This is a genomic window from Streptomyces sp. NPDC093094, from assembly GCF_044754345.1.
Taxonomy (GTDB): Bacteria; Actinomycetota; Actinomycetes; order Streptomycetales; family Streptomycetaceae; genus Streptomyces.
The window spans coordinates 65,351-91,631 of sequence record NZ_JBIVOX010000016.1; the positions used below are offsets into that span (position 1 = coordinate 65,351).

Genomic DNA, 26,281 nt, shown 5'->3' on the forward strand with positions numbered 1-26,281 from the left:
TCAGTTGGCCCAGGGGGGTGTGAGGAGCGTGCCGTCGGCCAGCTCCGCCTCCAGGCCCACGGACGTCGTGACCCAGGAGACCGCGGTGTGATCGGTCGGGTTCTCGACGGCGAGGGTCGAGCCGGGGCCGACGATCACGGTGTCGCCGGCGGTGACGCGCTCGGTGCGGCCGTCGAGGGTGATCAGCAGCTCGCCGATCAGGAGCAGGAAGATCTCCTCCCGGCTGACGGTGTGCGCGGGGGCCTTCGTCCCCGCCGGGATCTCGCCGCGCCAGGCGCACAGCTCCTTGCTGCCGGTGCGCGGGTTCGCGTACGAGACGAAGCGGGCGCCGTGGATCTCATGGGTGACGGCGTCGGACGAACGGATCACGGGCAAGGCGGGTTCCTCCCGGAGGGTGCCGGACCGGCCGGAGAGCCGGTGCATTTGGTCAAGCAGCTTGACTATATGGTCAAGCTGCTTGACCGGTCTGTCAAGGGTGTTTCAATGCGGGGGTGCAGAACTCCGACGCCATGGCCCTGTCCGCCGCCCTGCTCGCCGTCGCCGGTGAACTCACCCGGCACGTCAACGACGGGGTCGCCGCCCGCGGCTTCGAGGGGGTGCGGCCCGCGCACGGGTTCGCCTTCGCGCGGCTCGCGCCCGACGGGGCCACGGCCACCGACCTCGCCGCGCATCTCGGGGTCACCAAGCAGGCCGCCAGTCAGCTCGTCGACGAGATCGTGCGCAAGGGGTACGCCGAGCGGCGTCCGCACCCCGACGACGCGCGGGCGCGGCTGATCGTGCTCACCGAACGGGGCTGGGCCTGCACGCGGGCGGCGGAGGAGGCGGCCGCGGAGGCGGTGCGCGCCTGGGCGGACGTGCTGGGGGAGGGGGAGCTGCGGGGTCTGTACGCGGCTCTGGCGCGCATCGCCCCGGGCGGGCCCCTGCGGCCCGCGTGGTGACGGTGGGGCCGCAGTGGCTCGTGTCAGCCAGTGCGCCGGTCGAGTCCGACTAGCACTGGAAGTTTTTACTGACGCGTAACTTCCATCTTTGACTACTCGTTCGTAACTTGACGAGTGAACAGCATCCCGTGATCCGGATCACAGGGCGTAAGGCAGTCGCCACTTCCCTTGAGCCGCAAGGAGATCACCCGATGCTGCCCGTCAAGCGCCTGCTCAGATCCGTCTCCGCCCTGCTGCTGGCCGCCGCGGTCGCCACCGTCCCCGCCGCCACCGCCGCCCACGCGCAGAACGCCGCCGTCACCAGCAGCGGCTGGAACGACTACCACTGCAAGCCGTCCGCCGCCCACCCCCGCCCCGTCGTGCTGGTCCACGGCACGCTGGGCAACTCCGTCGACAACTGGCTCGGCCTCGCGCCCTACCTGACCGCACGGGGCTACTGCGTCTTCTCCCTCGACTACGGCCAGCTGCCGGGCGTGCCGTTCTTCCACGGCCTCGGCCCGATCGACAGGTCCGCCCAGCAGCTCGACACCTTCGTCGACAAGGTGCTCGCCGCCACCGGCGCCCCCGAGGCCGACCTCGTCGGGCACTCCCAGGGCGGCATGATGCCCCGCTACTACCTCAAGTTCCTCGGCGGGGCCGCCGAGGTGAACGCCCTGATCGGCCTCGCGCCGGACAACCACGGCACCACGCTCAACGGCCTGACCAAGCTGCTGCCGTACTTCCCCGGCGCCGAGGACCTGCTCTCCCTCGCCACCCCCGGCCTCGCCGACCAGATCGCCGGATCCGCCTTCCTCACCAAGCTCAACCAGGGCGGTGACACCGTGCCCGGCGTCCGCTACACCGTCATCGCCACCCGGTACGACGAGGTCGTCACGCCGTACACCAGCGGCTGGCTGGAGGGTCCGGGCGTACGCAATGTGCTGCTCCAGGACCTGTGCCCGCTCGATCTGTCCGAGCACCTGGCGATCGGCCTGCTGGACCGGATCGCCTTCCACGAGGTGGCCAACGCGCTCGACCCGGCCCGTGCCACCCGGACCACCTGCGCGTCGGTCTTCAGCTGACGTCCGCCGGGGCCTGACCGGCCTGAGCCGCCGTTCAGGCCCCGGAAGTCTGCGAGGGCCCCGCTCAGCCGGCGTTCCGGGCGCCGGACGCCGCGCGCCTGCGCACCGAGGCGAACAGCACCGCGGAACCCAGCGCGAGCGTGGCCGCGCCGCCCATCGCGAGATACGCCGTGCTGCTGTCGCCGCCGGTCTCGGCGAGGCTCCGGCCGGCCGCGGCGGCCTTCGGCTCGTTGCCCGACGAGGCCGGTGCGCCCTGGGCGGCCGGGGTGCCCTGCCCGGCCTGCTCGTCCTGCGCGGCCGGGGTGTCCTGCCCGTTCCCGCCGTCGGCGTCCCGGGCCGGCGCCGTGGGCTCGGCGGAGGTGTGCGCGTCGTCGTCCCCGTGGCCGTGGTTCTCGACCGTCGACCGGTCGCTGCCGTCCGAGATCTGTTCCTCGGACGGGGCGGAGGCGCTCGGCGCGGGCCCGGCCGGGGCCGCCTGCGCGCCGCCGAAGTCGACGTCCGAGCAGGAGTAGAACGCCTCCGGGCTGTCCGAGCGCTGCCACACCGCGTACAGCACATGGCGGCCGGCGCGCTCGGGGAGCGTGCCGGAGAACGTGTAGAAGCCGCCCGACGCGGCCGGGTTCGTCGACGTCGCCACCGGGTTCGCCAGGTCCAGGTCACCCCAGGCCAGCGGCTTCGCCGGGTCGTGGCCCGCCTTGGTCAGATACACCTTGAAGGTGCCCCGGTGCGGGGCGGTCACCCGGTACTTGAAGGTGTGCGGCCCGCTGTTCACGCTCGTCGCGGGCCAGTCGGCGCGCGCCAGGTCGAGGCCCTTGAACTCCTCGCTGTTCGCGCTGCACAGCTTCCCGTCGGGGATCAGCTCCTGGTGACGTCCGGCGGCGTCGCCTATCCGGATGCCGTTCCAGTCGTAGAGCGCCTGTGTGCCGCCCGCGGCGACGGCCGCCCGGCAGGCCGCCGACCTCGGGTTCTCCGGGCCCTCCGCGTAACACTGCGAGACCCGGCTGACCGGGTCGCCCATCGAGCCGTGCGCGGCCGCGGGCGCGGCGGACAGCGCGGTCAGCGCGAGCGGGGCCAGACCGAGGGCGGTGACGGTCGCGGCGGCCTTCAGACGTGCGGGCATCGGTGATCTCCTCCGAGTGGGGCGGCGATCAGAAGCTAGCCCCAAGAACCCGTGAAATCGCCTGCTGAGGGGCCCTGACGGAGATCCTTATGGTGCTTTTAAGGGAGTGCTCAGGCTGAGATCAGGTGGGTGCGGTCCACGCCACGGCACAGGAAGGGATCCGGCCCGCCGGGGGCGCCGGCGGGCCGGCCGTGAAGGCCCTCACCGACGCCGCTCACCGCCCCTGTGCCGAGCGCATGGGTGTGATGCCGCAGCCCATGGGGGCGGATCGCGCGGCAGACGTGGCCGCGGGGCGGGTGTGCGTCACCGGTGGACCGGTCGTCGGTCCCGTCGTCCCGGAGACGTACGGGGCCGGCTGTTCCCGGACGGCATCGCCGTCCGCCCCGACGTCCGTGGGCAGGGCGTGGGGGACGGCTGCCGAGGTTCACCGGGACCCGCGCGTGTGCCCCGGGTCCGTCCGGGGCCGGGCTCTCCACCGACGCGACGACGGGGGAGACCCGAAGGTCTGTCCGGAGTGCGGGTGCGAGGCCGTCGAGCGGCGTGCGGACGCGGCTTCAGGGCCGCGTCCGCCACCGCGGACGTCTGGCCCGGCCGGCGCTCACGGCGCCTCCGGCCACCAGACCCGGGCGATGTCTTTTCGGATCTCCGGGCGCGTGACGGGCTGTTCCTCGGCCTCGTCGCGGATCCTGCGGGAGTCCGACCTCTTCAGGGGCTTCTGCACTGTTGCTCGGCGCATGGCTGCCTCCTTCAGTGCCTACCGTGTTCCGTGTTCTCACGGAGGTAGACGCTTTTGGTGAGAGTTCCTCATCGCGGCCGGTCTGTCTGTGGCGTCCGTCACCCCGGGGGACGTGAACGCCGTCCGTGACCGTGCGGCCGCGGAACGTGCGGGACCTCAGGCCGGCAGGGTGCCGAAGCCTCCCTCGCGAGCCAGTTTCTCCAGCTCGTCGAGAGCCGCCACGGCCGCTGCCGCCGCCGCGGGATCCCGCCCGGCGAGGCCGCTCGCCTCGAACTCGTCCTCGTCCAGTCGCTGTACGTCCGTGCCGTCGGCCGAGCGCCACAGGTCCAGGTCGAGATCCTCGACGACCAGCTCGCCGCCGGAGAGCACCGCGGGGCGGGTGATGTCGCAGTACCAGCCCTTCAGCGCGCCCCCGCCGTCACGGACCTCCTTGACGGAGTACCAGCGGTCGCGCCAGTAGTGCTCGGTGAACACGTCACCGGGCTCGAAGCGGACGAAGCCGAAGTCGCGGACGCCGTCGCCGGCCCAGGGGGCGCGGACCGAGATCCGGGTGCCGTCGTCGGCGAGCAGCTCCGCCGAGTAACGGATCTTCGTGCGACCGGCCTTGACCAGGACGACCTCCACCGTCCCCGTCCTGTCAGCCGAGTTCACGGACATGGCGTACCTCCGTTGCGCAGATCTCGTACCCGAACCACTTGTTGATCGCCAGCATCGGTCCGTTACCGGTGTCGTTGCCCGTGAAGGCGTCGGTGTAACCGGCCGCGCGAGCACGGTGCAGGGAGTGGTTCTTGGCCAGCTTGGCCAGACCCCGGCCGCGGTGGGCCCGGGCCGTGCCGGTCATGCCGCTGTCGTAGCGGCGGACGCCGTCCGTGCGGGCCGCGGTGAACGCGACCGGGCGGCCGTCGGCCACCGCGACGACGGTCAGCTCCGGGTCGCCGAGCGGATGCCGCCAGGTCTCCGCCAGCCATGCCCCGTAGTCGTCCGGCGCGACACCGGCGTCGCTCGGCTCGTCCGCCGCCGCCTCCGCGTCCAGCTCGAACAGCGGGCGCGGGTCGTCCGCGAAGTCGGCACCCGTGCGCAGCTCGATCCCGGGCGGCGGGTCCTGCAGCGGCGGAAGCGTGCCGCCCGCCAGGTCCAGGCGCAGAAAGTGCGCGGAACGGCTCGCGCGGTAGCCCCGTGCCCGGGCGAAGGCACGGTTGCCGGGCTCGTCCAGGACCCAGGAGAGCAGCCTGGTCGCGCCCTGGGCCGCCAGATACTCCTCGGCGGCGCGCACCAGCAGGGTGCCGGCGCCGCGCCGGGTGTGCCGTGGGTGCACGTACACGTTGACGAATGCCTGGCCGGGGTCCCGGCTGTCGGCGATCAGGCCGACCTGCGCGGAGCCGATGATCTCGCCGGTCCCGTCCTCGGCGACGAGCGGCCGGTAGCGGGCGTCGGGGGAGAGATGGTCCAGGTCGTGGGCGAGGGAGTCCGCGGTGATCAGATGGAACGGGAGGGCGTGGTGCCTGACGGCGGCGAAGCCCTCCAGGTCGGCACGCGCGCCGGGCCGGATCTCACGCACGATGACGGTCATGGAGCCGCACGTTACGTGGGCGGCGCACGCCGCCGCCGCCCATTTTCCTGCGGGTGCGGGAGAATCGGCCCGTGACCTTGAAGATCGACATCGATGACAGCGGCGTCCCGCCGTACGAGCAGGTCCGGGCGCAGATCTCCGGGCAGGCGCGGTCCGGGGCCCTGCCGGTGGGGTACCGGCTGCCGACCGTGCGCGGGCTCGCCGAGTCGCTGGGCCTCGCCGCCAACACCGTCGCCAAGGCGTACCGGGTGCTGGAGGGCGACGGGGTGATCGAGACACGGGGGCGCAACGGCACGTTCGTCGCCGCCGCCGGCTCCGCCGTGGAGCGGGAACTGGCCTCCGAGGCGCAGGCGTTCGCCGAGCGCGCCCACCGTCTGGGAGCGTCCCGGGAGGAGGCGTCGGCCGCGGCACGGGACGCCCTGCGGGCGGCCTACGGGGAGTAGCGGGCCCACCGCCACGGGGTACGGGTCACCGGGAGGTCCTGGGCCCGGGCCGTCCCCGCGAACACTTCCGCGTCCTGCGCCGCCGCCCCGTTCAGCCGCTCGATGCGGGTGAGGCGGCTCGCCTTCACCGCGGCCACGAGGTCCGGCGGGACCCGGTCCCGCCGGACCTCGAAGGTCTCCCGGGACGGCAGCCGGTGGAAGGCGTCGCCGGTCTCGACGCCGGCGGAACGGGCCGTGCACTCCTGCGGCCACCGCCGCACGGGCACATCGGCCGGGTGCGGCAGGCCGCGCCGGTCCCCGTGCTCCGCCGGCCCGAGGTGCCGGCGTGCAGGGTCATGCCTCCGGGGAGGCACTCACAGGTACAGGCCCGCGTCCGCGGTCTCGCGCGGCTCCGGCAGCGAGGTCGGGGAGGTCCCCCGGCGCAGCGCGTACAGCTCGGCCAGGGTCGCGCCCTCGCGGCCGATCCCCTCCTCGGTGCCCAGCCAGCGCACCGACTCCTCGCGGGTCAGCCGCCCCACCTCGATGCGGGCCAGACACCGGCCGGGCCGCACGACGGCGGGGTGCAGACGCTCCAGGTCCTCGTTGGTGGTGACCCCGACCAGGACGTTGCGCCCCTGCCCGAGCAGGCCGTCGGTGAGGTTCAGCAGCCGCGACAGGGCCTGGCCGGCGGTGTGCTTGGCCTCGCCGCGGATCAGCTCGTCGCAGTCCTCCAGGAGCAGCAGCCGCCAGCGGCCCTTGCCGGTGGAGTCGTCCTCGCCGATCGCGATGTCCATGAGGTAGCCGACGTCGGAGAACAGCCGCTCGGGGTCGAGCACGCAGTCCACCTGGCACCAGTCCCGCCAGGACCGGGCGAGGGTGCGCAGCGCGGAGGTCTTGCCGGTGCCGGGCGGGCCGTGCAGCAGCAGGAGACGGCCCGCGATGTCCTGCGGGGTCGTCCCCATCAGCCGGTCCATCGCGTCCGCCACCGGCGCGGTGTAGTTGGGCCGCACCTCCTCCCAGGTGCCCGCGGAGATCTGCCGGGTGGTGCGGTGCGGGCCGCGGCGCGGGGAGACGTACCAGAACCCCATCGTCACGTTCTCCGGCTGGGGTTCGGGCTCGTCCTCCGCGCCGTCCGTCGCCCTCCCCAGCACCTCGGCGGCGAGTTCGGCGCTGGTCGCGGTGACCGTGACGTCGGCGCCGCGGTTCCAGCGGGAGATCAGCAGGGTCCAGCCGTCGCCCTCCGCGAGGGTGGCGCTGCGGTCGTCGTCACGGGCCACACGCAGCACCCGGGCGCCCGCGGGCAGCAGGGTCGCGCCGGAACGCACGCGGTCGATGTTGGCCGCGTGCGCGTACGGCTGCTCACCGGTCGCGAAGCGGCCGAGGAACAGCGCGTCGACGACGTCGGACGGCGAGTCGGAGTCGTCGACGGTGAGCCGGATCGGCAGGGCGTCCTGCGGCTGAGCTGACATGCCGCCATGATCCGCCACAAGTGCCCGGTGTGCACCCGGTTTCCTGCTGGTGGCCGTGCCGTTACTGTTGCCCTCGATGGGGCGACATGGGTGGAATGCGGGGGCCCGGCGGTGGCGTCTCGCCGCGCTGCTCGGCGTGGGCCTGGTCGCCCTGGCCCTGCTCGTGACCGTGATCGGCACGCTCCCCGGAGACCGGGACGACACCGCGGGCACCACCCCCGACGGCGGCAAGGTGCACGGCACCCCGGCCGTCCCGAGGGCCACCGGCCCCGATGTCGGATGGGGCTTCACCCACACACGGTTCAGCGCCGGGCACGGCGACCCGGCGGCCGTCGCCCGCGCCGGGAAGCTGCTCGGCTCCCGCCCGCTGCCGCAGAACCAGCACATCATGGGCTGGGGCGCGGAGAACCCCGAGCCGGTGAAGGGCCGTTACGACTTCGAGGGGCTCGACCAGCGCGTCGACCTCGTCCGCGCCACCGGCGGCACCCCGGTCGTCACCCTGTGCTGCGCCCCCGACTGGATGAAGGGCGGCCGTCCCGGCGCGGACGCCACCGACTGGAGCCGGGCGGCGCTGGAGACCGCCCCCGAGCCCGGGCACTACGACGACTTCGCCGCCCTCGCCGCCACGGTCGCCCGGCGCTATCCGGACGTACGGCACTTCATCGTCTGGAACGAGTTCAAGGGGTTCTGGAACGACGCCGAGAACCGCTGGGACTACGAGGGGTACACCCGCCTCTACAACCTGGTGCACCGGGCGCTGAAGGACGTCGACCCGGACATCATGGTCGGCGGCCCCTACCTGGTGGCGGACAGCCTCGACCCGCGCGCCGAGCACGCCTCGGACACCCTGAAGGGCCCCTGGGGCGCGCTCGACCAGCGCGTCCTGGACGCCTTCGACTACTGGAACCGGCACAAGGCGGGCGCCGACTTCGTCGTCGTGGACGGCTCCAGCCACACCCGCGACGACGAGCTGCTGCCCGACGAGTTCGCCGCCACCGACAAGTTCACCGCCGTCGGCGACTGGGTGCGCGCCCGCACGGGCGGACTGCCGCTGTGGTGGGCCGAGTACTACGTCGAGCCCGCCGACGGCGCCGACGAGCGCAGGGGCTGGTCGGAGACCCGGCGTGTCGCCGTCCAGGCCGCCGGGATGATCGCCATGGTCCGCGGCGGAGCCGCTTCGGGCTTCTACTGGAACCCGCAGAAGGAGAAGGGCCCCGACTGCGCGGGCTGCCTGTGGTCCCCGACCGGCACCGCGGACGGAGGCCGCCCCCTGCCCATGTACGGCCTGGTGAGCCGCTTCTCCGCCGCCTTCCCGCCCGGCACGGCCTACCAGGACGTCGAGGCCGTGGGACGGGGCCTGCGCGTCCTCGCCGACGACCGCGCCGTCCTGGTCGTCAACACCCTCGACCGGGCGACGACCGCCCGGGTCGACGGCAGGAGGACCGCACTCCAGGCGTACGAGGTGCGCTGGCTCGACCGCTGAACCGCGCCCCCGCACGCCCTACTCGATCGTCAGGAACCTCTGCACCAGCGACGCGAGCAGCACCGCCAGCAGCGGCAGCGAGAACCAGAAGCTGCTCTGGAGCCACCGCAGCTGCCGCACACCCGGCCGTGTCGCCACCCGCACCACCTCCCGCGAGGCCAGCAGCACCACCAGCGCGACCGCCGACAGCGCGCCCGTCACCGACCAGGGCGTCCAGGTCACCTGCGGCCCGGTCCGGCCCGGGTCCGCCTCGGGCACGGGCCCCGCGGGCTGTTCGCGCAGGGTGTACAGGGTCGCGTCCCCGTCGGCGAACACCTTGCGCAACTCCGGCCTGCGGTCCAGGTTCCGGATCAGCCGCCGCTCCCACGACGGCGCGTAGCCCGCGTCCATCGTGAGATAGGTGACCTGACCGCGGTTGACGATCAGATACGAGTGCGGACCCGCGTCCCTCAGCGACTTGACCAGCCCCGACACCAGCACCGGGTCGATCGGCGCGAGGGCGGGGACGTACCGCACCTTCTCCATGTCCCGCGCGCCCCACGGCATCGCCGGCGTCACGTTCTCCACGGTGTCGTCGCTCAGCCACAGCAGCCGCACCGACGGGTCGTCATGGGCGTAGACGTACTCCATGGCGGCGACCTCGCCCGGCCGTACCCGCTCGAACGGCTCGTTGCCCCAGCGCGCCACCAGGAAGCCGCCCATCAGCAGCAGCCCCGCCGTCAGCGCGGCCAGCGGGGCGAGACTCGTCCGGTCCCTGTCGCGTTCCTCCGGGGTCGCGCCGGTACGCGGGAACAGCGCGAGCGCGCCGAGCAGCGCGGCTCCGGGCAGCGCGAACATGAAGACCCGCAGCGCCATCTCACCGCCGTAGGACTGCATGCCGAAGCCGAGGAACGGCACGAGGGCCAGGACGAGCAGCGCGCGTTCGCGGTAGCGGTGCTCGCGCCGGCGCCAGAAGCCCCAGCAGGCGAGGAGCATGACCCCGCCGGCCAGCAGCACCCGGGTGTACAGCACGAGCCGGTGCGCGGAGCTGCCGCCCTCGATCCGGCCGGACACCGAGGAGGACACATTGCCGCCGACCCCGCCGACCCCGCCGAACAGTTCGTCGAAGTGCCCCGACCAGTACGGCTCCGCCATGAAACCGATCCAGGCCGTCACCGTCACCGTGCACAGCAGGGGCAGTCCGCGCAGTTCGCAGCGGCCGGTCACGACCAGCGCGGTGACCACCCCGAGCATCATGAACGGGGTGAGCTGGTGGGCCGGGACGCTCGCCGCGAACAGGCCGGTCACCACCAGCAGCAGCACGGTCCGCTGCCGTCTGCCGGCCGGCTCCACCTCCAGCTCGCCCGGCCGTGCCCCGGCCCAGATCGCGCGCGGCGCACGGAACCAGACGAGGAGCACCGCCACGAACACCAGATACAGCAGATAGGTGAAACCCTGCGGGGAGAAGTAGTCCTGGCCGACCCAGCCGCTCAGCACGAAGAACCACAGCCCGGTCCAGCGGGCCCGCCAGCTCGCCCGCAGCGAGCGCGTCAGCAGGAACATCGGCGCGAGGTACAGCAGCTGGACCGTGAGCGGCCACCAGCGGACGACCTCGGTGAGGCCGGAGACCCCGCACGCCTCGGCGACGAACGAGGCCGCCGCGAAGAAGCCCGGCCAGCTCCAGCGGGCGTCCAGGTCGGGCACGGCGGTGCCGGTGCGGCCGATGAAGTCCAGGAAGCCCAGATGCTGCCAGGCCGTCGCGAACCGAGGCTCGGTCTCGATCAGCGCGGGCAGCGCGTGCAGCGAGACCACCGTGGCCAGCAGCGTCACCAGCAGCAGCGCCCGGTGCTCGCGGCCCAGCCACAGCAGCGAGGCGAACACCAGGGTCAGCAGCCCGGCACCCGTCAGGGTCGCGGCCGGCAGCACGGAGATCAGGCCGAGCCCGCCCATCCGGTCCAGGTCGGCCTCGGTCAGCCGCAGCGCGGGCACCCAGTAGAGCAGCAGCGCGGCGACGAGGAGAGAGCCGAGGAGCACGCCGGGAAGGGTGGGCACGAGGGAGCGGGGCGGGGGCGGTCCCGCGCCCATGGGGCCGGAGCCCGGGGCGGGACCGGACACACCCTCGTGCCCGGTCCCGTGCCCGGACACGCCCTCCCGGCCGGCCGCCCCCCTCGGTCCGGCCGGTCTTCCCGGCTCGGGCACGAGCTCCAGCTCGGCCGGTCCGAACGGCGCGTCCACCTCCGGCTGCGTCCGCGCGCGCAGCACCGGCGTGCCCGCGGGCGGGGTGCCGGGGCCCGGCCGTACGTCCGGCCGGCGCTCCTGATGGTCGAAGTCGGCGTGCACACCGAGGGCGAGGGTCCCGGAGTCCAGCGCCCAGGCCGGACCGCGCCGCCGCCGCGGCACCGGGGCGGCCTCGCCCCCGGCGGCGCCCGGGCCGGCGAGGGCGTCGTCCGAGGGGTCGGCCCCGGCGCGGGGGACGTCCGCCGGGGCCGCGCGCAGCGTCCGGTACAGCCGGGGTGCGGCGATCGCCACGATCACCGCCAGGCTCGCGATCTCGGCCACACCCGCGCCGGTCAGCCCCATCCGGGGGAGCAGCAGCAGCGTCAGCCCGAGCACCAGCGCGCACAGCAGGCCCTGGAGCCAGGCGAGTCCCGCGGTGCGGCTCTGCGCGCGCAGCACCGCGAAGTAGGTCTCCGTCACCACCCGCAGCAGCCCGCCGACGGCGAACCAGCGCAGCAGCGGCGTCGCCGCGTCCGCGTAACCGGCGCCGAACACGCCGAGGATCCACGGCGCCCCGAAGAACAGCACCGCGGCCACCGGCAGCATGATCCGGGCCATCCGGCGCAGCGCGGCCCGCGTGAAGGCGGCGAGCCGGTCCGGGGCGTGCGAGCCCTCGACGGTGAGGGAGGCACCCATGTTGACGGCGAGCAGATTGACCGTGCCGCCGATGGTGGCCGTGACGTAGAAGTACGCGTTGTCCTCGGAGCCGATCCGCGCGGCCACGATCACCGGGACCAGATAGACCACCGCGAGCGAGAACAGCGAGCCGGTGCAGTCGCCCGCGAGGAACCGGCCGGCCTCCCGCAGCGACGGCGGCCGCGCACGCCCCTCCGTCGCCCCGACGTGCCGGGGCACCAGCCGCCGGAACACCAGCCAGCCCAGCGGCAGCACCGACACGGCGATCGCCGCCACCCAGGACACGAACACACCGGTGGTGGGGACCGCCGCCGCGAAGCCGACGAGCAGGGCCAGCTTCACCACGGAGAACGCGGTGTTGCCGACCGGCACCCACAGCGCGCTGCGCAGCCCGGTCAGCACCCCGTCCTGGAGGGTCAGCACGTTCCACGCGACGACCGCCACCACGAACCCGAGTCCGTTGACCGGCCCGTCCAGGAAGCCGTACGACGGCCCCCACAGGCCGAGCGTCAGCAGGAACACCCCGGCGGCCAGCGCCACCACCAGCGAACTGCCGGCGTACGTGCACAGGACGAGCCTGCCGGTGGTGCGCCCGGCGACCGGGATGAACCGGGCCAGCGCGCCGGTCAGGGTGACCGCGGTCAGACCTGCCAGGAGCTTCATCGCGGCGATCGCGGCGGAGCCCTGGCCGACGGCGGACTCGGAGTAGTAGCGGGCCGCCGCCAGCCAGAAGCCGAGGCCCAGCACGGCGGAGACACCGGTGTTGAGCATCAGGGCGTAGGCGTTGCGGAACAGCTGGCCGCCGCCCGCGGACCGGCGCCCGCCCGGTGCGGCGGGCCCGGCGCCGGCCGGTCCGGCCTCGGCGGTGGTGGTCGTGTCAGACACGGGATCGGATGGCCTTCCGGCTCGCCTGTCGGGTTCTGCGGACCAGTGCGTACCCCTGGGTGAGGGCACGGTCCCGGACGAAGACGCGGGCGACGGCACGGCCCTGGACCAGCTGCGCGAACTCGGCGGCGTCGGTGGTGCGGCGTACGGTCACCCGGCGCAGGGCGTACGGCCCCTGCGCGCGCCGGGCGAGGCCGTTGCCCACGGCGAGGGCCTGCGCGAACCCGGTGGCCCGCACCTCCTGCCGCACCCGTCGGCTGGAGTAGCCGTAGGGGTAGGCGAACGACACCGGCGGGGCGCCCAGCTCACCGGCGACGACGTCCCGGCAGCGGCTGAGCTCCCGGTGCAGGGCGGCGTCGTCGAGCTGGTCGAGCTGGGGATGCGTGTGGCTGTGACCGCCGATCTCGACGCCGGAGCCGGACAGTTCACGCACCTGCGTCCAGTCGAGCATGGTGTCCAGGGCACCTCCGGTGTCGTGGGCGCCGCGCAGCCAGCCGGTGGAGACGAACAGGGTCGCCGGGAAACCGTGCGCGGCGAGCACGGGGAGGGCGTGGCGGTGCACGCCCTCGTAGCCGTCGTCGAACGTGATCAGCACCGGGCGCGGCGGCAGCGGCCGGCCGTCGCGCCAGCGGCCCGCGAGGTCCGCCGTGGTGACCGGGGTCAGACCCAGCCGGCCGATCAGCGCCATCTGCTCCGCGAACGCCTCGGGCCCGACCGACAGGGCCCTGGTCGCGGCGCTGGGGACGTCGGTGACGGAGTGATACATGAGGATGGGCACGCCCTCGCCCCTCATGACAGGCCCCTTTCGGCCTCGCCCGGGACGCAGGCGCCGGCGCCGCCCGGGACGCAGGTGTCGGTGCCGGGCGGGGTGGAAAGGCCGGTGTCGGCCGGGACGGAGGTGTCGGTGCCGGGCGGGGTGGAAAGGCCGGTGTCGGCCGGTACGGAGGCGTCGGTGCCGGGCGGGGTGGAAAGGCCGGTGTCGGCCGGGGCGCAGGCGTCGGTGCCGGGCGGGACGCGACGGGGTGCGATCGGTGGGACGGAGAACGCCGTCCCGTGGCGTCGTGCCCGGGCGCTGCCCACGAGGTATCCGCCCGCCGCCGTCAGCACGCCGGTCACGATGGCGCCCGCCCGGCCCGCGCCGCCGGGACGGCCGCGCAGGGCGTCGCGCAGTCCGCGCGCGACACCGGCCGGCAGGACCCGGACGGTGTAGCGCCGCTCCGACTCCAGGCCCTTGTCCGCGCCCGCACTGCGCGCGACGAGCGCCTTGGACAGGCCCTCGGCGTAGGCACGGGTACGGAAGTAGGCGAAGCGTTCCCGTACGGGGGGCACCCGGTGGTGGATCACCGCGCGGTCGTCGATCAGGAGGACCGCGCCGGGCAGGGCCCGGCCGAGGCGGATGCACAGCTCCGTCTCCTCGCAGCCCAGCGGGCGTCTGCCGCCGTCGCGTCCGATGCCGGTGGCGAAGCCGCCCGCCGCGTCGAACGCGGTGCGCCGGAACGAGGCGTTGCCCCCGAGCACGTTGCGCACCCGCACCCGGCCCGGGGGCAGGCCCCGGTAGGTGCAGCCGACGATCCAGTCGAACTCCTCCGGGAACCAGGCCGGGCGCCGGCCCGAGGCCCAGACCGGCACGGTACGGCCGCCGACCGCCATGACGCGCGGGTCGGCGTACGCCTCGGCGAAGTGCCGCAGCCAGTCGTGTCCGGCGACGGCGTCGTCGTCGAGGAAGGCGAGGACCTCGCCCCGCGCGGCCGCGACACCGGTGTTGCGGCCCGCCGACAGTCCACGGGGGCCCGCGTTGGCGAGCACCCGCACGGTCCCGCCGGTCCCGCCGGTCTCCCCGGCCGTCTTTCCGGCCTCACCGTCGCCCCGGTCTCCCTCCCGCCCCTCCTGCCCTTTCCGCTCCTTGCGTTCCGTGTACTCCTGGGACAGCCGTTCCAGCAGAGCCGGGTTGTGGTCCACCACCAGGAGCGTCTCCAGCGCCGGGACGGACTGTGCGCGCACGGAGGCGACCGCCGCGAGGATGTCCTCCCAGCGGTCCTCGGTGTACACGCAGATCACGACGGAGATGCGGGGAGAGTTCAAGACACCTCTCCCCGCACCGACTCCAGCAGTGGCGAGTGCCGTTCCTGACGGCGCAGCTCGCGGCGGTTGGAGCGCTCCCTGAGGATCACTCTCAGCACCCGCAGCCCGTCCCGGACGGCCCGCAGATTGCTGGTGCCGTGGATGCGCAGGTACTCGTGGCTGGGTATCTCCTGCACTCTCAGGCCCGCCTTGACGACCCGGATGTTCATCAGGGTCTCCACCTCGAAGCCCGTGCAGTCGAGGTCGATCTTGTCCAGGCAGTGCCGCCAGAACGCGTTGTAGCCGTAGCACAGGTCGGTGTAGCGGGCGCCGAACTTGCGGTTGACGGCCGTGCACAGCGCCCAGTTGCCGAGCCTGCGGACGAACGTCATGTCGTCGGTGCCGCCGCCGTTGGCGAAGCGGGAGCCCTTGGCGAAGTCGGCGCCGGAGACCAGGGCGGAGACGTACGACACGATCTCGTTGCCGTCGGCGGAGCCGTCCGCGTCGACCATCACGACGATGTCGCCGCTCGCCGCCTCGAAGCCGGCGATCAGGGCGTCCCCCTTGCCCCGGCCGTGCTGCTCCACCACCTTCACCCCGGGCCACAGGTCCCGGGCCACCCGCACGGTGTCGTCGGTGGAGTTGCCGTCCACCAGGACCACTTCATGGATCCAGGCAGGCAGGGTCTTGAAGACGTACGGAAGGTTCTCGGCCTCGTTCATGGCCGGTATCACCACGCTCACCGGCGGTGCGATGGCGAGGTGGGAGGAGACGGGCCGGTAACGGGATGCCGGTGTGTCACCCGGCACCGCCGGGTGCAGAACAGATGTCATGGTGTCTGGTCCCTCTCGTCCGGTGGACCGCCCGCCCCTGGGGCGGCCCGGCTCTGTATCCGGTTCGAAAGGGGGGTTCTCACCCGTGCGGCGTGTACGGCAACGGCGGATGCACCCTCCGTGCATGCCGGGTGAGCTGGCACTGCTGGCCGGCCCCGAGGCGGCGGCCGGTCGCGCGGCTCGTGTTCGGCCACCCTCGCGGGTCACCGCGCACGACACCCCCCTACCGCGCTCCGCGTCGGACCGGTCGTGGCTCCTAGGCCCTCCCCTGTGAGCCGTTCGTGCTGCAGGTCCGATACGGGTGAAATATGTGACTGTATTGATGCTTCGACGTGAATGGCAAGACCTGTATGAGGACCTCACCATTTCGTGGGTCCGGTCGGTCAACCTCCTTTGACGGTCACGGTCGTGATCGGATCCTTCCCACGCGCTTCAGCAGCCGGTCCGCCGGTTCGAACAGCTCCGGCCGGGACACCACCGCGTTGCGCAGCGCCCGGACCGGGGCACGGCGTGCCCGGTGTCCGACCGCCACCGGGTGACGCCGGGTCACCCAGCCCTCGGACACGTACAGGTCCCGTGTCTTGAGGGAGTCCTTGTACTCTTTGCGGCCGCGGCCGAGATCCAGCTGGGCGATCCCGTCGGCGGCCGCCGCCTCGGCCATGCGCAGATGCAGCACCAGTCCGGGTGAGTACCTCGCGTAGTCCGGGTCGTAGGCCGGGAACCAGCAGGCCAGGACCCGTTCGGTGCGCAGCCCGAAGTGGGCGGCGACCGGCCGGCCGTCCGCGTAGAGCACGGACAGGATCCCGGCGAACGGGTCGGAGCGGGTGTGGAACAGCCGCTCCACCAGAGCGGTGATCCACGCGCTGGCGAAGCGGTCGCTGCGCCCGGTGCGGCGGTACTGCGCCGACTTCCACCCCATCAGGGTGCGCAGCGCCGCCGGGTCGCGCTCGTCGTGGACGTACCGCGCGCCGGCCGTGTCCCGCATCAGCCGGCGCTGCTTGGCCAGTGTGGTGCGGGCGAACTTCGGGGAGCGCTCGCGCAGCCGGCCCAGGTACGTCTCCCAGCCCTGGTCGACGTCCATGACCGGCGACTCGAAGGTGCCGGTGGCCCCGGACGCGAACGGCCCCTGGCCCGCCACCAGGTGGTCGAACTCCCACACGGCGAGTCCGCAGGCGCGCAGCAGCTCCCGGGCGTCGAAGGTGAAGCCGGGCCGGTGGACGACCCCCTGGGCGTCGGAGACGCCGAGTCCGACGGCCCGGCCGACGCCGGTCACGGACCGCTGGAACGGGAAGAAGGCGGCGGGTTCACCGCCCTCGCGGACCACCGCGACACGGACGCCGCGCCGCACCCGGCTCATGGCGAGGGTGAACTCGGGGGACAGGAAGGGGTTGGCCAGCTCGGGCGAGCCGTGCAGATGGGCCTTGGACTGCAGGGCGGTCCAGGCCGCCCGGTCGGCCGCGGTGAGCTCGCCGGGGCGGTGCACGCGGATGCCGGTGTCCATGTCACGCACCCCGCCTTCGTGCGCCGCGCTCGCGCAGGAGGCGCAGCGGGACCGGCAGGAGGATGACGGCGCTGACCACGGCCACGGCCACGATCCCGCCGCGCACGGACCATCGGTGCAGGGCCAGCATGCTCTGCGCCACGAGCATGTCGACGACGATCGCCCCGCCGAGCGCGGCGATCACCCGGCCCAGCGGGTCGAGTCCGCGCAGGTTCGCCGCGATCGCCGTGGCCGGTGCCGCGACGAGGAAGAACAGGGTGAACGGGCCGCGCAGCGGCGAGCCGGAGTCGCTCAGCGCGAGCAGGGCCCCGGTGCCGGCGGCGGCCGTGGCGGCGCCCGTGAGCAGGGTGATCAGGTCCCTCCCCGGACCTGTTCCCACCGGCTCGGCGTCGTCGGCCGAAGCTGTGTTGTCGGGATTTTCGTGAAAGGTCTGCATTGGCGACGGTTCCCCCCGAAGCGCCGGATGCCGGGCTTCAATGTCGCGCAGCCCGTGCACGGGCGTCAAGATGGCGAGAGTCCCGTCGCCCGGTTCTTCCTCCCGTCAGACGCGTGTTCCCCGGAGGGAGTGGGGTCCCCCGGGGAACACGCAGGTCACAGCGCTTTCTTCAGTGTCACCGGACGATCTTCAGCAGCCGGTTGGGGGAGCCGGTGCCCGGGCCGGTCACCTTCCCGGTGGTGGCTCCGTTCACCAGCGCCGTGGCGACCTGGGCCGGGGTGGCGGAGGTGTGGCCGGCGAGGTACACGGCCGCGGCGCCCGCGACGTGCGGGGTCGCCATCGAGGTGCCGGAGATGGTGTTGGTGGCGGTGTCGGAGGTGTACCAGCCGGCCGTGATGGAGGAGCCCGGCGCGAAGAGGTCCAGGACGGAGCCGTAGTTGGAGTAGCTCGCGCGGGCGTCGGTGCTGGTCGTGGCGCCGACGGTGATGGCCTCGGCGACCCGGGCGGGGGAGTAGGAGGAGGCGTTGGCGTTGCTGTTGCCCGCGGCCACCGCGTAGGTCACGCCGCTGGCTATGGAGTTGCGCACGGCCGTGTCGATGGCGGTGGAGGCGCCGCCGCCCAGCGACAGGTTGGCGACCGAGGGACCGCTGTGGTTCGCGGTCACCCAGTCGATGCCGGCCACGACGCCCGCGGTGGTGCCGGAGCCGCTGTTGTTGAGCACCCGCACGCCGACGATCCGCGCTCTCTTGGCGACGCCGTAGGTCGAACCGGCGATGGTGGTGGCCACATGGGTGCCGTGGCCGTTGCCGTCCTGGGCGGTGCTGTCGTTGTCGACGGCGTCGTAGCCGTAGGAGGCGCGGCCGCTGATCTGCGCGTGGGTGATGCGCACACCGGTGTCGATCACGTACGCCGTGACGCCGCTGCCCGCGGAGTCGGGGTAGGTGTAGGTGCCCGACAGCGGCAGGGAGGTCTGGTCGACGCGGTCCAGGCCCCAGGGGGCGCCGGTCTGGGTGGTGTCGGCCGCCCGCACGATCTGGTCCTGCTCCACGGAGGCCACCGACGGGTCGGCCGCGAGCCGTCGTGCCTCACCGGCGGAGAGGGTGGCGGCGTACCCGTCGAGGGCGGCGCCGAACGTCCGCTTCACCGTGCCGCCGTACTTCTCGACGAGGTTCTTCCCGGCGGCCGAGGACGCCTTGAAGGCCGTGCCCTTCCTGAGGGTCACGATGTAGCTGTCCTTGACGGCCGTGGGGGAGCCGGCGGCCAGTACGCGGCCCTCGGCCGGGGCGGCCTGGGCGGGCAGGGCGGTCAGCCCTCCGGCCAGGGCGGCCGTCGCCACACCGGTGATCGCGGCGAGCCGCACCTTGTTGCTCCGCAGTTGTGCCATGACGAGGAAGTCCTCCTGTAGGCGCGCACGCCCGGGTGGGGCGGGCGCTGTGGGGGATGCGCGTGTTGTCGCGCAGCAGAAGCCTCCGTGAACAGCCCTTGCAGAACAAGGGAGTTGAGGCTCTGTCAACAAACCTGACATGGGCACGTAATCGAACGAGCGATGAAGGCCGTGCGGAGTTACTGAAAAGGCATCACATTTCTTGGCATGGACACTTCCCGTCAACACGCGTAGTTGCTACGACAGTCATGGCAGAGATCCTGCTAAACGGAGGTTCCATGAGACGTTCCCGACTTGTCGTATTCGTCAGCTCGATCCTCCTCGCCCTCGGCAGTGCCCTCACCGGGGCCGCCACGGCGCAGGCCGCCGAGTCCGCCGCCCTCTCGTACGTGGCACTCGGCGACTCGTACTCCTCCGGCGTCGGAGCCGGCAGCTACATCGGCTCCAGCGGCGACTGCAAGCGCAGCACCAAGGCGTACCCGTCCCTGTGGGCGGCCGCCAACTCGCCCTCGTCCTTCAGCTTCACCGCGTGTTCAGGGGCCCGCACGGACGACGTCCTGGCCGGCCAGCTCGCTCCGCTGAACTCCGGCACCGGACTGGTCTCGATCAGCATCGGCGGCAACGACGCCGGCTTCGCCGACGTCATGACGACGTGCGTGCTCCAGTCCGACAGCTCCTGTCTCTCCCGCATCAACACCGCGAGGGCCTACGTCAACTCGACCCTGCCCGGCAAGCTCGACGGCGTGTACTCGGCGATCCGCACCCGTGCCCCCTCTGCACGGGTCGTCGTCATCGGCTACCCGCGCTTCTACAAGCTGGGCACCACCTGCCTGGGCCTGTCCGAGGCCAAGCGATCCGCCATCAACCAGGCGTCCGACCTTCTGAACAGCGCCATCGCACAGCGCGCCGCCGCACACGGCTTCGTCTTCGGCGACGTGCGCGGCACCTTCACCGGGCATGAGATCTGCTCCGGCAGCGCCTGGCTGCACAGCGTCAACTGGCTCAACATCGGCGAGTCCTACCACCCGACGGCCGCCGGCCAGTCGGGCGGCTACCTGCCGGTCCTGAACAGCAACGACTGAACCCTCACTGCGAAGGCGTCGGAGAAGGGGAGGCCCCGTCCGTCGGGGTCTCCCGCACACAGGTCACCGAGAACGCCACCGAGCCGGACGTGAACTCCACCGGCTCCCGCACCTCGACGCCGAGCCGGTCGCTGTACGTCCCCTCCTGCGCCTGCGTCGTCAGGACCACCGAGTCCTGCCCGGACCGCGCCCCGCCCTCCGGGAACGACAGCGTCTTCCAGCCGCCGCCCACCACCTCCCCGTTCGCCGTCACCCAGCGGTAGTCCACCTCCGCGGGCAGCCGCCCCACCGTGAACGTCGCCGTGAAGACCGGCGCCTCCTCCTTCGCGGGAGGGCAGGTGCCGGTGTAGTCCGTCCGCGTGCCCGTCACGCTCACCTGCACCGTCTGCGGAGGCGGTGGCGTGCTCGACGGGCTCGGGCTGCTCGGGGCCGGCGTCGGCGTCGGTGACGGCTTCCCGGTGTCCGCAGGCTTCCCGGTCTCGCTCGGGGCCGGTGCGACGGCCGACGCCGTACGGCTCTCCGTACGGCTCGCCCCGGTCTTCTTGCCGTCGTCATTGTTCAGCAGGCTGTACGTCAGCCCCGCGAGTGCCAGCGCCAGCGCCGCGGCACCCGCCACGAGCGCGAGACCGGCCCGCCGGCGGCGGGGGTCCGCCACCTCACGGGTCGGCACCGTCCCCGCGGCGAAAGGCTGCGCCGGTGTCCCTCCCCCGTCCTGGGGCCGGCCCGCCACCGTCGGGGCGTACGACGCCGAAGGCGCCGGCGGCGCGGACCGCACGCCGTCCGCCCGGGGGGCGCGGCCCGAGCCGACGGCCCGCAGCTCCCGCTCGGCCTCCTCCGCCTCCAGCCGTCCGGCCGGGTCCTTGCGCAACAGCCCCTCGATCACGGGCGCGAGCGGTCCGGCCCGGTGCGGCGGCGGCAGTTCCTGGTCCACGATCGAGTGCAGCGTGCTCAGCGGGGTGTCCTTGCGGAACGGCGAGACGCCCTCGACCGCCGCGTACAGCAGCACACCCAGCGACCACAGGTCGGACGCCGGTCCCGGAGTACGGCCCAGCGCCCGCTCCGGCGCCAGGAACTCCGGTGAGCCGACGACCTCCCCGGTCATGGTCAGCGCGGAACTGCCCTCCACCGTGGCGATGCCGAAGTCGGTCAGCACCACCCGGCCGTCGTTCGCCATCAGCACGTTGCCCGGCTTCACGTCCCGGTGCAGCACCCCCGCCTCGTGCGCGGCGCGCAGCGCCGACAGCACCTCGGCGCCGATCAGCGCCACCCGCTGCGGCGGCAACGGGCCCTCGGCGTCGAGGAGGTCGGCGAGCGTGATGCCCCGGATCAGCTCCATCACGATCCAGGGGCGGCCCTCCTGCGTCGCCACGTCGTACACCGTCACCACATTGCGGTTCGCCACCCGGGCGGCCGCCCACGCCTCACGCTCCAGCCGGGCGTACAGCCGCTCCACGTCGCCGGCCGGCAGACCGGCGGGCGCGCGCACCTCCTTGACCGCGACCTCGCGCCGCAGCACCTCGTCGAGGGCCCGCCACACCGTGCCCATCCCGCCCTCGCCGAGCGGGGACAGCAGCCGGTAGCGGCCCGCGATCACACGTTCACCACCCGGTGATCCCGACACGGGAACCTCCCATCGCAGCTCCGGGAGTCATGTCCCGTCCGATTCGGTCCCGTCTGGTTTCTCCCCAAAAGTAGCTCAGCCGAATGCTGATGCCGCCCCCTTGAGCAGCAATCCGGCTCCGAGCAGCACGACGACCCCGGCGGAGACGAGGGGCAGCGCCCTGCGGGCCGCCGTCGCGAGCGGGTGCGCGGTCCAGCGCGGACGCCGCTCCAGCGCCTGCACGGCCCGCCCGCCCAGCCGTACGACGGCGATCCCGGCCGCGGTGAGGGTCAGCGCGAGCCCCGCCCCGTAGGCGACGACCAGCAGCAGTCCGAACCAGGCGTGCCCGAGCGCGGCCGCGCCGACCAGCACCACGACCGCGGAGGGGCTGGGCACGAGCCCGCCGGCGAAGCCGAGGAGGAGCGTGCCGCGCAGGGTGGGGGCGACGGGGTGCGAGTGGGTGAAGCCGTTGTGCGTGTGCGTGTGCGTGTCGCCGTGGGTGTGCCCGTGCGCGTGCCCGTGGCTGTGTCCGTGTCCGTGGCCGTGGTCGTGGCTGTGGCCGTGGCTGTGGCCGTGGCCGTGGTCGTGGCTGTGGTCGTGCGCGGGGGAGTGCGTGTGCTCTCCGTCGGAGGAGTGGGTGTGTTCCTCGTCGGGGGAGTGGGTGTGCTCCCCGTCCTCGGCGTGACGGTGCGCATGACCCGCGTGGCCGTGCGCACCGACGAGCACCGGGACCCGCTCCGGCGCCTTCCGGGGCCGGGCCGGCCGCGCCCGCGTGTGCCACGCCTTCCGCAGGAGGCTCACCCCCGCCCCCGTCACCAGTGCCCCGCTCGCGATGCCCAGCCAGGCGATCACCGAGGGCGCCGCCGCGGAACCGGCCGTGACGAGCAGGCCCAGGGCGACCACGCCGAGCGTGTGCGTGACGGTCACCGACGCGGCCAGCGGCAGGACGTGCTTCAGCCGTGCCCTGCCCCCGTGCGCCACGGCCGTCGCGGCCATCAGCGTCTTGCCGTGCCCCGGCGCGAGCGCGTGCATCGCGCCGAGCGCGACGGCGACGAACAGGGCCAGCACGGCGAAGCCGAACGTGAGGTCCTGCCGGGCCACCAGCGACTCCAGGGCCTGGGTGAACCGGTCGGCGCCGCGGGGCAGCACCGAGGCCGCGGGAGCCTGCGGCCGGTCCTCCGCCAGGGCGGGCCCGCCCGGCCGCACCGTCAGGGAGGCGGCCGAGGTGTCCGCCGGGGAGGACAGCAACTCCTTCGGGTACGTGCGCAGTTCGCTTGACATTGAGGTGCGCGGCACGTCCGACGCGGTGAGGGTGGTCCGGTCGCCCTGCGCGGTGACCTCCCGCCAGCCCGGCCCGGACGACGCGCCCGCCGCCCGGAAACCGACCGCGACGCTCTCGCCCTTCGGCAGCGGAGCCCTGAGCCGGCACTCCACCCGGACGGTGTCGAGCCCCGCCTGGCCGGGCAGCACGCGCGCGTGGCTCGCGGTCACGGAGAGGGCGGCCCTGCGGCCGTCCACCTCGACCTCGCTGTCCCGCGCGGCCGTGGCGCACCGCTCCCGGGCCCACCGTGCGATGCCCGTCCGTTCGATCTGCGGCCCGGCCTGCGTCGCCGGGATCTCCGCGAGGTCCTCGACATGGTCGATCCGCAGCTCGCCGGGGGCGACGACCAGACCGTCGTAACGGTTGACGGTGAAGTTGCCGAGAGGGTGCGCGTGCGCGCCGGCGGCCGGGACCAGCGCCAGCGCGCAGGCGGAGGTCAGGACGGCCGCGGCGGACGCGAGGGTGCGACGGAGGTTCACCGGGCCGCCTCCAGCGCCGCACGGGCCTCGCGGGCGCCGAGCGGCGAGAAGCCCCGGTTCAGCTTCAGGGCGGCCGCGAGATGCGCGCGGCCCTCCTTCGTATGGCCCGTGGCCAGTTCGATCACACCCCGGTGATGGAGGAAGGCGGCGTTGCGGTAGCCGGTCGCCGTGGCCCGGCGGGCGTACGGCAGGGCCTGTGCGTCACGGCCGTTGACATGCAGCGCCCACGCGAGGGCGTCCGCGGTGTGCACGGTGCGACGGCGGTCCCACTCGGCCCGGGCGGCGCGCAGGGCGGTGGCCCGGTCCCCGTGGTCGGCCGCGGCGAGCGCGGTGTCGAGATCGGCCTCGACGCCGCCCGCGCGGGCGAGGGCCGTCCAGGCGTCCACCAGGGCGTACTGCTCACGCGCCCGGTCCCGGTCGCCCCCGGCCTCGTACAGCTCGCCCAGCGCGACGAGCGGGCCGGGCAGCGGGGCCCTGGCGACGATCTGCTCCAGGCCCCTGACCGCGGCGGCGCGTTCCCCGGACGCCGCCTGGGCCCGGGCACGGCCCTCCAGCGCCGGGAGGTAGTCCTCGTCGGCGGCCAGGGCCCGCCCGAAGTGCCCCAGCGCGCTGTCGTACGCGCCCTGGCTCCAGTCGAGCTGGCCGAGCTGGGTGGCGACGTACGCGATGTCGCCGGGGGAGGTGGCCCCGGAGAGAGCCTGCTCCAGCACCCGGCGTGCCGTGCGGATGTCGCCCCGCAGTTCGTGCACATAGGCGTACCGCGTGAACACCGGGATCCCGGGCCTCCGTGCGTCGGCCGTGTCGGCGGCCCGCTCGGCCTCGGCGTACCGGCCGAGTTCGACGAGGGCGTCGATCCGGGTGCACAGGGCCCGTTCGCTGTAGGGGTTGCGGGCCAGAGCGCGGTCGGCGTCCGCGAGGGCCCGGGTGAAGTCGTGCCGTGCGGCGGCCAGCGCGGCCCGCGCGGCGAGCGCCTGGTCGTTGCCGGCCGAGAGCGCCAGCGACCGCTCGACGGCCTCCTCGGCCTTCGGGTACAGCGAGGGGTCGCCGTCGACCCTGGCCCGCTCGACGTAGGCGAGCGAGAGCGTGGACCAGCCGACGTAGTCCTTCGGCTGGCCGCGCAGATGGGCCTGGAGCGCCTCGATCCCCGCTCCGGGGCGGGCCGCGGCGGGCGCCGCGGCGGTACCGGCGTCCTGTCCCTCACGTACGGCCCCGAGGGCGACGGACCCGGCCGTCAGGGCGACGGCCAGCAGGACGGAACTGAGTCCGAGCTGGAGCTTGTTGGAGGACATCGCCCTCTCCTAGGTCGACGGGGCCCGACAGGGGACGGACGGGGGACGGACGGGGGACGGACGGGGGAACGAGGGGACTTCCCAGGGGCGCGGGAGGTGCGCGGACCGTCATGGACGGCCCGGCATGAGTACGGCCGCGCCCCCGGCGGCGCTCAGTACGCCCGGTTCCGGGCCCGCCGCCACCACATGAGGCCCCCGCCGATCAGCAGGACGCCCAGGGCTCCGGCACCGGCGGACGCGGTGATCAGCGCGGTGTCGGTGGAGCCGCCGGAGGTACCCGCGGGCTGGAGCGCGTCACCCAGCTGGCTGCGCACGTCGGCGTCGCCGGACGTGCCCTTGGCGAGCGGCCCGCGCGATCCCTCGGTGGGCAGCGCCACGTACGGGAACGACTTCTCGAACGCCTTGTCGTTCTTGTCGACCGCGTCACCGAGGTCGTTCTTCGCGCCGAGCAGTTCGCCCTCGACGACCTGCAGCGAGGCGTCGATCACGTCGTCGGTGAGCCGGCGGCCGTTGGGGAAGCCCGCGTTGTCGCCGTCGAGGACACCGAGCCGCTTGGGGCTGTGGGTCGGCGGGATCGACGTGTTGAGGCGCAGCATCTCGGACGGGGTGACGTGCGGCGGCTGGTTGAGGCCGTCGACCCCCTTGAGGAAGACGTCGACGAGGTCGTTGCGCGGCTCGGCGGGCGCCTTGATCTTGTAGATCGCCTCGATGAGCTTGGGCAGCTCGGGGTTGGTGACGTTCTTCAGGAACTTCCCGTCCTCCCAGGGCGAGCTCGCGTTGAAGGTGTCCTTGTCCCCGAGCGGGTTGACGACCTCGTTCACCAGCGGGTTGCCCAGACGGGAGACCTGGGTGAACTCGCCGTGCGCGTTCTTGCGCTGGGTGGTGGACCAGATGCCGACGACCGGCTGGTGCGCGGACTGCCGGAGCATGTGGTTCGGCACCTGGAGGGCGATGGAGTTGACGTTGTAGCCCTTGAGGGTGTCGTTGCCGACCTCGGAGAGGTTCCCTCCGTAGAGCAGGTCGAAGACGCGCAGGTCCAGGAAGAAGGGGTCGTCGGCCTGTCCGGCGAAGGACGTGGAGCCGCCCGCCAGCTTGTGGACCGCCTGCTTGCGCAGCTTGGCGTAGTCGGGCATGGACGCCTTGCCGACGTTGGACGGTGCGACCGGCACATCGTCGGCGATCTTCGTACGGGACTTCAGATGCTGCTTCTTCAGCCGCAGCAGCTCGATGTCGTAGGTCTGGGTGATGTTGAGGTCCGGGTCCTTGAGGCTGTCCACGGGGCCGGTGTTGTACAGGAACGTCCGCTTGTTCTTCACATGCGTCTTGAAGGTGAAGCGGTAGAGCAGATCGCCCTGCGCGTCACCGTCGTTGTCGATGTGGAGGTCGTACTGGGCGTCTTCGGCGAACGGGAAGAAGTTCGGGCCGCCGGCGGGCTCCTCGAAGGGGATCCAGTTGGCGACGATGGTGGTCGTGTCCGGCTTGTCCGGACTGACGAACGCGTACACGTCCGTGTTGTCGTACTGCGGCTGCCCCGAGATCAGCGGGGCCTCCCGGTGGCTGGAGGCGGCGGCCGCCCCCGGTTCCAGCACGGTCACGCCGGCGGCCGCGAGCCCCCCGGCGGCCAGCGCGCCGCATATGAGGGTCGCGACGCTCTTGCGCCGTGCCGCGTTCCTGGAGATACCTGTCATGCCGTCCGTCCTCCGTGCCGTCTTGCCTGAC

At 73.3% G+C, this 26,281-nt stretch carries 23 protein-coding genes; 5 read left to right on the plus strand and 18 right to left on the minus strand.

Features of this window, described 5'->3' with window-relative positions; all coding sequences use genetic code 11:
• Positions 1-375 carry a cupin domain-containing protein gene (locus ACIQGV_RS29550; protein ID WP_402499596.1) on the minus strand — a complete coding sequence of 125 codons (375 nt, stop codon included), beginning with the start codon at positions 373-375 and terminating at the stop codon, positions 1-3.
• A 116-nt stretch (positions 376-491) separates the two neighbouring features.
• Here ACIQGV_RS29550 and ACIQGV_RS29555 point away from each other — a divergent pair, with 116 nt between their 5' ends.
• A complete protein-coding gene (locus ACIQGV_RS29555; protein ID WP_402499599.1) occupies positions 492-938 on the plus strand; it encodes a MarR family winged helix-turn-helix transcriptional regulator in 447 nt (148 codons plus the stop codon).
• 191 nt (positions 939-1,129) lie between these two features.
• Positions 1,130-1,999, plus strand: a complete 870-nt coding sequence (locus tag ACIQGV_RS29560) for an esterase/lipase family protein (protein ID WP_402499601.1) — start codon at positions 1,130-1,132, stop codon at positions 1,997-1,999.
• Positions 2,000-2,063: 64 nt separating this feature from the next.
• On the opposite strand, the gene ACIQGV_RS29565 is transcribed toward ACIQGV_RS29560, so the two are convergent.
• From ACIQGV_RS29565 to ACIQGV_RS29580, 4 genes are all read right to left on the minus strand, one after another.
• The gene (locus ACIQGV_RS29565; protein WP_402499604.1) at positions 2,064-3,119 is read right to left on the minus strand and encodes a lytic polysaccharide monooxygenase; all 1,056 of its coding nucleotides are present in this window, start codon (positions 3,117-3,119) and stop codon (positions 2,064-2,066) included.
• Positions 3,120-3,717: 598 nt separating this feature from the next.
• Positions 3,718-3,855: a hypothetical protein gene (locus tag ACIQGV_RS29570; protein ID WP_402499607.1), complete on the minus strand. Its 138-nt coding sequence runs from the start codon at positions 3,853-3,855 to the stop codon at positions 3,718-3,720.
• Between the two features lie 156 nt (positions 3,856-4,011).
• The gene (locus ACIQGV_RS29575) at positions 4,012-4,512 is read right to left on the minus strand and encodes a DUF402 domain-containing protein (protein ID WP_402499608.1); all 501 of its coding nucleotides are present in this window, start codon (positions 4,510-4,512) and stop codon (positions 4,012-4,014) included.
• Complete coding sequence (locus ACIQGV_RS29580; protein WP_402499611.1) at positions 4,493-5,425, minus strand: GNAT family N-acetyltransferase; 933 nt, start codon at positions 5,423-5,425, stop codon at positions 4,493-4,495. The genes ACIQGV_RS29575 and ACIQGV_RS29580 overlap by 20 nt, the downstream gene beginning before the upstream one ends.
• Positions 5,426-5,496: 71 nt before the next feature.
• Between ACIQGV_RS29580 and ACIQGV_RS29585 the strand changes: the two genes are divergently transcribed.
• Positions 5,497-5,868 (plus strand): GntR family transcriptional regulator, encoded by a 372-nt coding sequence (locus ACIQGV_RS29585; RefSeq protein ID WP_402499613.1) that lies wholly within the window; start codon positions 5,497-5,499, stop codon positions 5,866-5,868.
• Here the strand turns inward: ACIQGV_RS29585 and ACIQGV_RS29590 are convergent.
• Positions 5,856-6,128: a hypothetical protein gene (locus ACIQGV_RS29590; protein WP_402499615.1), complete on the minus strand. Its 273-nt coding sequence runs from the start codon at positions 6,126-6,128 to the stop codon at positions 5,856-5,858. The genes ACIQGV_RS29585 and ACIQGV_RS29590 overlap by 13 nt on opposite strands.
• A gap of 93 nt (positions 6,129-6,221) precedes the next feature.
• Positions 6,222-7,316 carry a DUF5925 domain-containing protein gene (locus tag ACIQGV_RS29595; protein ID WP_402499618.1) on the minus strand — a complete coding sequence of 365 codons (1,095 nt, stop codon included), beginning with the start codon at positions 7,314-7,316 and terminating at the stop codon, positions 6,222-6,224.
• Between the two features lie 76 nt (positions 7,317-7,392).
• Between ACIQGV_RS29595 and ACIQGV_RS29600 the strand changes: the two genes are divergently transcribed.
• A complete protein-coding gene (locus ACIQGV_RS29600) occupies positions 7,393-8,799 on the plus strand; it encodes a xylan 1,4-beta-xylosidase (protein WP_402499621.1) in 1,407 nt (468 codons plus the stop codon).
• An 18-nt stretch (positions 8,800-8,817) separates the two neighbouring features.
• Here ACIQGV_RS29600 and ACIQGV_RS29605 read toward each other — a convergent pair whose 3' ends face one another.
• From ACIQGV_RS29605 to ACIQGV_RS29635, 7 genes are all read right to left on the minus strand, one after another.
• Positions 8,818-12,576 (minus strand): lipopolysaccharide biosynthesis protein, encoded by a 3,759-nt coding sequence (locus ACIQGV_RS29605; RefSeq protein ID WP_402499623.1) that lies wholly within the window; start codon positions 12,574-12,576, stop codon positions 8,818-8,820.
• Positions 12,569-13,369 carry a polysaccharide deacetylase family protein gene (locus tag ACIQGV_RS29610; protein WP_402499626.1) on the minus strand — a complete coding sequence of 267 codons (801 nt, stop codon included), beginning with the start codon at positions 13,367-13,369 and terminating at the stop codon, positions 12,569-12,571. Before ACIQGV_RS29610 ends, ACIQGV_RS29605 begins: the two co-directional genes overlap by 8 nt.
• Positions 13,366-14,658, minus strand: a complete 1,293-nt coding sequence (locus ACIQGV_RS29615; RefSeq protein WP_402499628.1) for a glycosyltransferase family 2 protein — start codon at positions 14,656-14,658, stop codon at positions 13,366-13,368. Before ACIQGV_RS29615 ends, ACIQGV_RS29610 begins: the two co-directional genes overlap by 4 nt.
• Positions 14,655-15,470 (minus strand): glycosyltransferase family 2 protein, encoded by an 816-nt coding sequence (locus ACIQGV_RS29620; protein ID WP_402499631.1) that lies wholly within the window; start codon positions 15,468-15,470, stop codon positions 14,655-14,657. The genes ACIQGV_RS29615 and ACIQGV_RS29620 overlap by 4 nt, the downstream gene beginning before the upstream one ends.
• 400 nt (positions 15,471-15,870) lie before the next feature.
• Positions 15,871-16,971, minus strand: a complete 1,101-nt coding sequence (locus ACIQGV_RS29625; RefSeq protein WP_402499633.1) for a GNAT family N-acetyltransferase — start codon at positions 16,969-16,971, stop codon at positions 15,871-15,873.
• 1 nt (position 16,972) lies between these two features.
• Complete coding sequence (locus tag ACIQGV_RS29630) at positions 16,973-17,407, minus strand: hypothetical protein (RefSeq protein WP_402499636.1); 435 nt, start codon at positions 17,405-17,407, stop codon at positions 16,973-16,975.
• Between the two features lie 175 nt (positions 17,408-17,582).
• Positions 17,583-18,791: a S8 family peptidase gene (locus ACIQGV_RS29635; RefSeq protein WP_402499639.1), complete on the minus strand. Its 1,209-nt coding sequence runs from the start codon at positions 18,789-18,791 to the stop codon at positions 17,583-17,585.
• Positions 18,792-19,069: 278 nt separating this feature from the next.
• Here ACIQGV_RS29635 and ACIQGV_RS29640 point away from each other — a divergent pair, with 278 nt between their 5' ends.
• The gene (locus ACIQGV_RS29640) at positions 19,070-19,873 is read left to right on the plus strand and encodes an SGNH/GDSL hydrolase family protein (RefSeq protein WP_402499641.1); all 804 of its coding nucleotides are present in this window, start codon (positions 19,070-19,072) and stop codon (positions 19,871-19,873) included.
• A gap of 4 nt (positions 19,874-19,877) precedes the next feature.
• Here ACIQGV_RS29640 and ACIQGV_RS29645 read toward each other — a convergent pair whose 3' ends face one another.
• The 4 genes from ACIQGV_RS29645 to ACIQGV_RS29660 all read right to left on the minus strand — a co-directional run bounded on the left by ACIQGV_RS29645 (position 19,878) and on the right by ACIQGV_RS29660 (position 26,250).
• On the minus strand, positions 19,878-21,494 hold the full coding sequence (locus tag ACIQGV_RS29645; protein ID WP_402499644.1) for a serine/threonine-protein kinase: 1,617 nt from the start codon (positions 21,492-21,494) through the stop codon (positions 19,878-19,880).
• A gap of 75 nt (positions 21,495-21,569) precedes the next feature.
• Positions 21,570-23,273, minus strand: a complete 1,704-nt coding sequence (locus ACIQGV_RS29650) for a nickel transporter (protein WP_402499646.1) — start codon at positions 23,271-23,273, stop codon at positions 21,570-21,572.
• Positions 23,270-24,562, minus strand: a complete 1,293-nt coding sequence (locus tag ACIQGV_RS29655) for a hypothetical protein (RefSeq protein WP_402499648.1) — start codon at positions 24,560-24,562, stop codon at positions 23,270-23,272. The genes ACIQGV_RS29650 and ACIQGV_RS29655 overlap by 4 nt, the downstream gene beginning before the upstream one ends.
• Before the next feature lie 152 nt (positions 24,563-24,714).
• Positions 24,715-26,250, minus strand: coding sequence for a DUF4331 domain-containing protein (locus tag ACIQGV_RS29660; protein WP_402499651.1), 1,536 nt, complete (start codon positions 26,248-26,250; stop codon positions 24,715-24,717).
• Positions 26,251-26,281 lie beyond the last annotated feature (31 nt).

Coding starts and splice junctions, on each gene's coding strand:
- ACIQGV_RS29580 (WP_402499611.1), bottom strand. CDS start 5,425: ATGACCGTCATCGTGCGTGAGATCCGGCCCGGCGCGCGTGCCGACCTG.
- ACIQGV_RS29595 (WP_402499618.1), bottom strand. CDS start 7,316: ATGTCAGCTCAGCCGCAGGACGCCCTGCCGATCCGGCTCACCGTCGAC.
- ACIQGV_RS29640 (WP_402499641.1), top strand. CDS start 19,070: ATGAGACGTTCCCGACTTGTCGTATTCGTCAGCTCGATCCTCCTCGCC.
- ACIQGV_RS29655 (WP_402499648.1), bottom strand. CDS start 24,562: ATGTCCTCCAACAAGCTCCAGCTCGGACTCAGTTCCGTCCTGCTGGCC.
- ACIQGV_RS29565 (WP_402499604.1), bottom strand. CDS start 3,119: ATGCCCGCACGTCTGAAGGCCGCCGCGACCGTCACCGCCCTCGGTCTG.
- ACIQGV_RS29630 (WP_402499636.1), bottom strand. CDS start 17,407: ATGCAGACCTTTCACGAAAATCCCGACAACACAGCTTCGGCCGACGAC.
- ACIQGV_RS29660 (WP_402499651.1), bottom strand. CDS start 26,250: ATGACAGGTATCTCCAGGAACGCGGCACGGCGCAAGAGCGTCGCGACC.
- ACIQGV_RS29575 (WP_402499608.1), bottom strand. CDS start 4,512: ATGTCCGTGAACTCGGCTGACAGGACGGGGACGGTGGAGGTCGTCCTG.
- ACIQGV_RS29625 (WP_402499633.1), bottom strand. CDS start 16,971: ATGGACACCGGCATCCGCGTGCACCGCCCCGGCGAGCTCACCGCGGCC.
- ACIQGV_RS29600 (WP_402499621.1), top strand. CDS start 7,393: ATGGGGCGACATGGGTGGAATGCGGGGGCCCGGCGGTGGCGTCTCGCC.
- ACIQGV_RS29570 (WP_402499607.1), bottom strand. CDS start 3,855: ATGCGCCGAGCAACAGTGCAGAAGCCCCTGAAGAGGTCGGACTCCCGC.
- ACIQGV_RS29635 (WP_402499639.1), bottom strand. CDS start 18,791: ATGGCACAACTGCGGAGCAACAAGGTGCGGCTCGCCGCGATCACCGGT.
- ACIQGV_RS29560 (WP_402499601.1), top strand. CDS start 1,130: ATGCTGCCCGTCAAGCGCCTGCTCAGATCCGTCTCCGCCCTGCTGCTG.
- ACIQGV_RS29610 (WP_402499626.1), bottom strand. CDS start 13,369: ATGAGGGGCGAGGGCGTGCCCATCCTCATGTATCACTCCGTCACCGAC.
- ACIQGV_RS29620 (WP_402499631.1), bottom strand. CDS start 15,470: ATGACATCTGTTCTGCACCCGGCGGTGCCGGGTGACACACCGGCATCC.